The sequence below is a fragment of the Bacillus sp. mrc49 genome (assembly GCF_002803435.1).
The window spans coordinates 1-804 of record NZ_PHNG01000228.1; the positions used below are offsets into that span (position 1 = coordinate 1).

The window sequence follows — 804 nt, forward strand, 5'->3', positions numbered from 1 at the left end:
TAAAAGATCCGTTTCTTGTACTAAAGCCATTGAAATCCACGCTCTTTGCCTTTGCCCCCCAGATAAGGCATTCAATGTCCGATCAGCGAACTCCGACATTTTTGTTGCTGATAACGCCCGGTCCACAATGGTCTCATCCTCCATAGTCCTTCTGGAAAATAACCCCTTATGCGGATGCCTGCCATAATGGCACAGTTCCTTAACGGTTAAATCTTCAGGAGCTTCCGGACCTTGGGGCAGAATGGCCAATTTTCTTGCCACTTCCTTGGAGGATTGAAGGGCGATCGATTTTCCATCTAAATAGATCGTACCTTCCTGAGGCATCAATAATCTAGCCAGGGACCGTAAGATGGTGGATTTGCCGCACCCATTGGATCCTATGATTATACTTATTTTGCCTTCAGGGATGTCTAAATCAATATCATCAATGATTCGATTCGATCCATAAGAGAGAGAAAGATGCTCTGCTGATAATGTTGTCATAACCGCCAGCCTTCCTTATGTTATTTTTCGTTCACGACGTAATAAATATAAAAAATACGGCACGCCAATCACCGCGGTGATAATTCCGGCGGGTATTTCTATTGGCGGGAATAATCCCCTCCCTAGGCTATCGGCGACGAGCAGAAAGATTGAACCAAAGAGAGCTGATGCAGGAAGCAATACCTTGAATTTTGACCCTACTAATCTACGGGCAATATGGGGGGCAATCAAACCAATGAACCCGATGGAACCAACTGCAGCTACACATACTCCAATTAAAATGACTGAAACACCAAGTAATATATAGCGCAGGGATTTTGA

General features: G+C 44.4%; 2 protein-coding genes. Both read right to left on the reverse strand.

The window, feature by feature from the left end; genetic code table 11:
* Positions 1–483: ABC transporter ATP-binding protein (locus CVN76_RS01620; RefSeq protein ID WP_157805450.1), on the reverse strand; the 483-nt coding region annotated here is incomplete at its 3' end.
* Between the two features lie 15 nt (positions 484–498).
* On the reverse strand, positions 499–804 hold a 306-nt coding region (locus tag CVN76_RS01625; RefSeq protein WP_157805451.1), incomplete at its 5' end, for a FecCD family ABC transporter permease.